General features: G+C 70.1%; 6 protein-coding genes. 4 read left to right on the forward strand and 2 right to left on the reverse strand.

All coding sequences use genetic code 11. The annotated features are described in order from the left end of the window. On the forward strand, positions 1-1,346 hold a 1,346-nt coding region (groL, locus tag ABF401_RS20140; RefSeq protein WP_353511378.1), incomplete at its 5' end, for a chaperonin GroEL. A 143-nt stretch (positions 1,347-1,489) separates the two neighbouring features. Here the strand turns inward: groL and ABF401_RS20145 are convergent. Continuing rightward, positions 1,490-1,801, reverse strand: a complete 312-nt coding sequence (locus ABF401_RS20145; protein ID WP_353511379.1) for a WhiB family transcriptional regulator — start codon at positions 1,799-1,801, stop codon at positions 1,490-1,492. Positions 1,802-2,121: 320 nt separating this feature from the next. On the opposite strand from ABF401_RS20145, the gene ABF401_RS20150 reads away from it, so the two are divergent. Genes ABF401_RS20150 through guaB form a run of 3 tightly spaced genes read left to right on the forward strand, consistent with a single transcriptional unit; the run spans position 2,122 to position 5,343 of the window. Further along, positions 2,122-2,691: a sigma-70 family RNA polymerase sigma factor gene (locus tag ABF401_RS20150; protein ID WP_353511380.1), complete on the forward strand. Its 570-nt coding sequence runs from the start codon at positions 2,122-2,124 to the stop codon at positions 2,689-2,691. Next, a complete protein-coding gene (locus ABF401_RS20155; protein ID WP_353511381.1) occupies positions 2,688-3,776 on the forward strand; it encodes a hypothetical protein in 1,089 nt (362 codons plus the stop codon). The genes ABF401_RS20150 and ABF401_RS20155 overlap by 4 nt, the downstream gene beginning before the upstream one ends. Positions 3,777-3,825: 49 nt before the next feature. Beyond that, complete coding sequence (gene guaB, locus ABF401_RS20160) at positions 3,826-5,343, forward strand: IMP dehydrogenase (protein ID WP_353511383.1); 1,518 nt, start codon at positions 3,826-3,828, stop codon at positions 5,341-5,343. A 62-nt stretch (positions 5,344-5,405) separates the two neighbouring features. Here the strand turns inward: guaB and ABF401_RS20165 are convergent. After that, positions 5,406-5,719, reverse strand: a 314-nt coding sequence (locus ABF401_RS20165; protein WP_502908297.1) for an NAD(P)-dependent oxidoreductase, incomplete at its 5' end; no start/stop codon positions are given.

Raw genomic sequence — 5,719 nt, forward strand, 5'->3', positions numbered from 1 at the left:
CCGCGACGGTCCTCGCCCAGGCGATGGTCAAGGAGGGCCTGCGCAACGTCGCCGCCGGCGCCGCTCCTGCCGCCCTCAAGCGCGGCATGGACAAGGCCGTGAGCGCGGTCAACGACCGCCTGCTCGACATCGCGCGCGACGTCAACGGCAAGGAGGAGGTCGCCTCCGTCGCGACGCTCTCCGCCCAGGACTCCACGCTCGGTGGGCTCATCGGCGAGGCGTTCGACAAGGTCGGCAAGGACGGCGTCATCACCGTCGAGGAGTCCTCGACGACGGCGACCGAGCTCGAGTTCACCGAGGGCATGCAGTTCGACAAGGGCTACCTCTCGGCGTACTTCGTCACCGACACCGAGCGCATGGAGACGGTGCTCGAGGACGCGTACGTCCTCATCAACCAGGGCAAGATCTCGGCCGTCGCCGACCTCCTGCCGGTTCTCGAGAAGGTCGTCCAGTCCGGCAAGCCGCTGCTCATCATCGCCGAGGACGTCGAGGGCGAGGCGCTGTCCACGCTCGTCGTCAACAAGATCCGCGGCACCTTCAACGTCGCGGCTGTCAAGGCGCCCGGCTTCGGGGACCGCCGCAAGGCCATGCTCCAGGACATCGCCATCCTCACCGGTGGCCAGGTCATCGCCGAGGAGGTCGGCCTCAAGCTCGACCAGGCCGACCTGACCGTCCTCGGCCAGGCCCGCCGCGTCGTGCTGACCAAGGACAACACGACGATCATCGACGGCGCCGGCGAGGCCTCCGAGGTCAACGGCCGGATCGCGCAGATCAAGTCCGAGATCGAGCGCACCGACTCCGACTGGGACCGCGAGAAGCTCCAGGAGCGCCTCGCCAAGCTGGCCGGTGGCGTCTGTGTCATCAAGGTCGGCGCGCACACCGAGGTGGAGCTCAAGGAGAAGAAGCACCGCATCGAGGACGCCATCTCCGCGACCCGCGCCGCGATCGAGGAGGGCATCGTCGCCGGTGGCGGCACGGCCCTCATCCACGCTGCCGAGGTCATCGACGGCCTCGGTCTCGAGGGTGACGAGGCGACCGGTGCTGCCATCGTCCGCAAGGCGGTCGTCGAGCCCCTCCGCTGGATCGCGGAGAATGCCGGTCACCAGGGCTACGTCGTCACCTCGAAGGTGGCCGACCTCCCGCTCGGCCAGGGCCTCAACGCGGCCACGGGCGAGTATGGCGACCTCATCGCCGCCGGCGTCATCGACCCGGTCAAGGTGACGCGCTCCGCCCTGCGCAACGCCGAGTCCATCGCGTCGATGATCCTCACGACCGACACGCTCGTCGTCGACAAGCCGGAGGAGGAGCCCGAGCCGGGCGGCCACGGCCACGGCCACGGGCACTGACCTTCGGTCACCATCAACAAGGGCCACCCTCGATCTCGAGGGTGGCCCTTCGTTTGGGTGGAGGCCGGGGACGTATGCCGCTGAGCTGCCCCCCGCGAGCGCGCTCAGCGGCATACGCGCTTGACTGGCCGGCGACCTACGGGTCAGGAGGCGGTGGCGATGGCGTGCACTGGCGCGGTGCTCGGCTCGCCGTACAGGAGCTCGCGCTCCGTCTCCGTCAAGCCACCCCACACCCCGTAGGGCTCACGGACCTGGAGGGCATGAGACCGGCACTCTTCGAGGACGGGGCAGGCGGCGCAGACCGCCTTGGCGGCGGCGTCCCGGTTGCGGCGTCGCGGCCCGCGCTCGCCTTCGGGGTGAAAGAACACCTCGGGGCTGACGCCCCGGCACGCCCCCTCGAGCTGCCAGTCCCACAGGTCCGCCACCGGACCCGGGAGGCGGGTGATCTCGGCCATGGTGTCGTGTCCTCGTCTTTCGTGTTCAGTGACCAACGGCCGATGGTGCTCTGCTGCAGCCGTGGATCGACGCTAACCGGGGCAAAGCCCTCGATTGAAGGCCCGAATCTTCAAGACTTGTTCAAGAAATGCCCTGCAAATGGCATCTGCTTTTCCGCCCGGGACGGAGGTGACCGCACGTAACATGTGGGGACACAGCCCTTGGGGTCCTCGTGGGTGGGGCCCGCTGGGTGGAGAGGTCGGGGGTTGGATCGCCAATGGGATTCAGCTGGGCTGCACGGTCCGGCGTAACGCCGCGCGCGACCGGTGCGATAGAAGGGGTGGACACCGCCATCTCCCTCCGCGAGCTCGCGTCCCGGGCGGCACACGACGACGTCGCGCGCGACCAGCTGGTTCGACGGGTTCGCGACCTGGCCTTGAGGTACGCGCGTGTCCGCCTCGGCCGCTTCGGGGCTGAGGATCTCGCGCAGGACGTAGCCCAGGAGGTGTGCATGGCCGTGGTGGCCGCCGTGCCCACCTACGAGGAGCGTGGGCTCCCGTTCGAGGCGTTCGTCTATCGCATCGCGGCCCACAAGCTCGCTGACGTGCAACGCGTCGAGATGCGCGGCGCGACACCCGTGGCCGACCTCCCCGACCGGGTTGACGCCGCACCGACTCCCGAGGAGGCCGCAGTCGCGCGAGACGAGGCCGGGCTCGCCCTCGCCCTGCTGCAGAAGCTGCCGGAAGCCCAACGCGAGATCCTCATCCTGCGAGTTGCCGTCGGCATGTCGACCGAGGAGACTGCCGATGCGATCGGCATGTCGCCCGGCGCGGTGCGGGTCGCGCAGCACCGGGCTCTGGCCCGGCTCCGCACGATGCTGACGCAGCTCGAGGCAGGTGAAGTGGCGTGACCAGGCCGACTCCGCTGAGTCAGGTCGTCGCCGACGACCTGCTCATCGACCGAGTCGCCGGTCGCCAGCCCGCAGGTGACGACCCCATCGCGAGCCTGCTCGCCGCCCTCGCGGAGCACGCCGACCGGCCGCTGGGCCGGGGACCGATGGGTCATCGCTTCCGGCGCCAACGCGTCTTCTCGGCCTTTGCGGCCCTCACGATCGGCGCGTCGGGCGCTGGTGTCGCGGCGGCAGCCACCGTTCCGGGTGGCGCGCACTCCGCAGCGCCGGCGATGGTGAGCCGAGCACCGGGCCGCCCGGCTTCGGACCTCGGTGCGGGGCTCGTCCGTGATGCCGCCGGACGTGTCCTGGTCGTGGGTGTCGACGGCACGCGGTTCGACTCGGCCTGGCTTCCCGATGTCGTGAGCCCGGTGCTGCTCGCGCCGGCCGCGTTCCTCGGGCGAGCATCCGGCGCCGCGGCAAGCCGGGACCGGTGGGTCGCCCTCGACGGCACCACGGCCGTCCTCCTTGCCCCGCCGGAGCAGGGGCTTGACGATCCGGGCCGAGTGGGCTCAACCCCCCAGCAACAGGCGGAGCAGGGTGCTGCGGCTGGCCCCTCTGACGAGGCGGCGACACCGGTCGGCCCACTGGCAGCGCCCGTCGACGAGACCGCCTCCGAGCCGAACGGGACGACGGCGGCCGCGACTCCGAGCGATGATGTCAACGACGACACGTCGGGCGCGGACGACAGCGCTGCCGCTCCCTCCGGGCCGGACTCCTCGGCGGCATCCCACACCGGCAAGCCCGCTGACACCGGCAAGCCCGCTGACACGGGCAAGCCAGCCGTCACCGGCAAGCCAGCCGTCACGGGCCAGCCCGCTCACGCCGGCGAGCCGGGCGTTGGCCGCCACACAGGCACGAAGAGGGCCGTCAACCAGCCGCCGCAACCAACGAACCCGGGTGTCCGAGCGGCCGAGGTTCCGACCCCCGTGCCCGCTTCGTCGTCGGCTCCAGCCGACGACGCTGGTCTCGCGGCCGCACCCACGCTTCCGGTCATGGTGCCGCTGCCGACCGTGCCCCTGGGCGTCGTGCCAGACCCCTCCTAGCGTTTCGGGCACGGACGGACCTGCCCGTCGTCTCCCGTAGAATCAGGCAATGCCCCTCGGTGTGAACGACGTCCCTTCCCCCTTCGAGAACCTCGGCCTGACCTATGACGACGTCCTCCTGCTACCGGGGTACAGCGACCTCGCACCCAATGACATCGACACGACGACCCGGCTCACTCGCGAGCTGACGATCAAGGCGCCGCTCATCTCCGCCGCGATGGACACGGTCACGGAGGCGCGGATGGCCATCGCCATGGCCAGACAGGGCGGCATCGGCGTGCTCCACCGCAACCTGTCGATCGCGGACCAGGCCTATCAGGTCGACCTCGTCAAGCGGACGCAGACGGGCATGATCTCCAACCCGATCACGATCGGGCCGGGCGCGACCCTCGAGGAGCTCGACCAGCGCTGCGGCGAGTACCGCGTCTCAGGGCTCCCCGTTGTCGACGGTGACAAGACGCTCATCGGCATCGTGACCAACCGTGACCTGCGGTTCACCCCGGTCAAGGAGTGGGCCACCACCCTGGTGCGCGACGTCATGACCCCCATGCCGCTCATCACCGGACACGAGGGCATCAGCCGCGAGGAGGCCACACGGCTGCTGCGCCAGCACAAGCGGGAGCGGCTGCCGCTGGTCGACGACGCCGGTCATCTCGTCGGCTTGATCACCGTCAAGGACTTCGTCAAGAGCGAGCAGTTCCCCAACGCCAGCAATGACGCCGTCGGCCGCCTCATGGTCGGCGCCGCGATCGGCTACTTCGGTGATGCCTGGGAGCGTGCGACGACGCTCATCGAGGCCGGTGTCGACGTGCTCGTGGCCGACACGGCCCATGGACACGTGCGGATGCTCATCGAGATGGTGCAGCGCCTCAAGAGCGACCCCGCGACGAGGCACGTCCAGGTCATCGGCGGTAACGTCGCGACCCGTGAGGGCGCGCAGGCGTTCGTCGATGCGGGGGCCGACGCCATCAAGGTGGGCGTCGGGCCCGGCTCGATCTGCACGACCCGCATCGTGACCGGCGTCGGCGCCCCGCAGATCACCGCCGTCCACGCTGCCTCGCTCGCCGCCAAGCCCGCGGGCGTTCCCGTCATCGCGGACGGCGGCCTCCACTACTCGGGCGACATCGCCAAGGCCATCGTCGCGGGTGCCGACGCGGTCATGATCGGGTCGCTCCTCGCCGGGTGCGAGGAGTCGCCCGGTGAGCTGATCTTCATCAACGGCAAGCAGTTCAAGACCTATCGCGGCATGGGCTCTCTCGGAGCGATGAGCTCGCGCGGCAAGAAGTCCTACTCGAAGGATCGCTACTTCCAGGCCGAGGTCGACGCCGACGACAAGCTCGTCCCGGAGGGCATCGAGGGACGGGTCGCCTACCGGGGTCCCGTCTCGCAGGTCGCGCACCAGATGGTGGGCGGGCTGCGGCAGGCCATGTTCTACGTCGGCGCGCGCTCCATCCCCGAGCTGCAGGAGAAGGGCAAGTTCGTCCGGATCACGTCCGCCTCGCTCAAGGAGAGCCACCCCCACGACATCCAAGGGATGGTGGAGGCTCCCAACTACGCGGTGAACTGAGCGCTTCCGCCGTCGGCCGGTGACGTGACCCCAGCGCAGGGTGCCGCGCACACGTAACTGGCTCAGCGGCATACGGACAGCTGGTTGACGGTGAAGTGGCAATCCGTGGCGGGTCGCTCGAGCTCGTCGACCGCGGCCACGGCGAGGTCCTCGGTGCTGATCCGGGAGCTGCCGTCGGTGCCGACGAGCAGCGTCGTGGTCCCGCGCTCATAGCTGCCGGTGCGTCGACCGGGCTCGAGCAGGGCCGGGGGGCTGAGATAGCTCCATGCCGCATCGGCGTGGCGTTCGCAGGCACGCAGCTGCTCGGTGCTCGCGGTGGCGACGGCGCGCCACGCCGCGGGGACGTATTGCGGGTCGTCGGCAACGAGGCGGTCGG

It is taken from the genome of Intrasporangium sp. (assembly GCF_040414665.1).
In the GTDB taxonomy this organism is placed as follows: Bacteria; Actinomycetota; Actinomycetes; order Actinomycetales; family Dermatophilaceae; genus Intrasporangium.

Excerpts from the sequence above, each read along its gene's own strand:
- ABF401_RS20145 (WP_353511379.1), bottom strand. The coding sequence starts at position 1,801 with ATGGCCGAGATCACCCGCCTCCCGGGTCCGGTGGCGGACCTGTGGGAC.
- guaB (WP_353511383.1), top strand. The coding sequence starts at position 3,826 with ATGCCCCTCGGTGTGAACGACGTCCCTTCCCCCTTCGAGAACCTCGGC.